Origin of the sequence: Burkholderia sp. JPY481, from assembly GCF_038900515.1 — a bacterium.
In the GTDB taxonomy this organism is placed as follows: Bacteria; Pseudomonadota; Gammaproteobacteria; order Burkholderiales; family Burkholderiaceae; genus Paraburkholderia; species Paraburkholderia youngii.
The window spans coordinates 1-534 of record NZ_JAYMRT010000133.1; the positions used below are offsets into that span (position 1 = coordinate 1).

Consider the following 534-nt stretch of genomic DNA (forward strand, 5'->3'; position numbering starts at 1 on the left):
ATCTGCAATATGGCGGCTATGACAAGCATTTGCGCAAGCTGCGCAATGCGTTCAAGTCACAGCTAGCGTCAATGGATGCCGCGCTTCGGCGTTCGTTGCCGCGCGACGTGCGATGGACCCTTCCCAATGGGGGCTACTTTCTCTGGCTTCAGTTGCCCAACGCGGTCGATGCGATGGCGCTTCATCGACGCGCCATCGCCCACGGCATCAGTATCGCGCCCGGGCCGATCTTCTCCGCGACCCACTCGTTCGAAAACTGTATCCGCCTGAACTTCGGCCACCCTTGGGATAACTCGATCGACGAGGCTGTCCGGGTACTCGCGGACATCCTCAAAAGCTGACCGGCTGTGTGATCGTGCGTGCTGAGCGTGATGTCGTGGAGTTCGACGTGAGGTGCGACGAACTCAGCCATCATTCGGTCCTGGCATGCAGCGCAAGCTGGTGCTTGAGTTGCACGATGCTCGGCGTGACGATCGGCACGAACGACGCCTCGCGCACGCGACGCGCAACGGCCGACTGCTCGCGCAGATAGCC

General features: G+C 61.2%; 1 protein-coding gene and 1 pseudogene. One reads left to right on the top strand and one right to left on the bottom strand.

The genetic code is table 11. The annotated features are described in order from the left end of the window. Nucleotides 1-341: aminotransferase class I/II-fold pyridoxal phosphate-dependent enzyme (locus tag VSR82_RS39995; protein ID WP_498858927.1), on the top strand; the 341-nt coding region annotated here is incomplete at its 5' end. A gap of 70 nt (nt 342-411) precedes the next feature. On the opposite strand, the pseudogene VSR82_RS40000 reads toward VSR82_RS39995, so the two are convergent. Beyond that, nucleotides 412-534, bottom strand: a pseudogene (locus VSR82_RS40000) (acyl-CoA dehydrogenase); the annotation flags it as partial.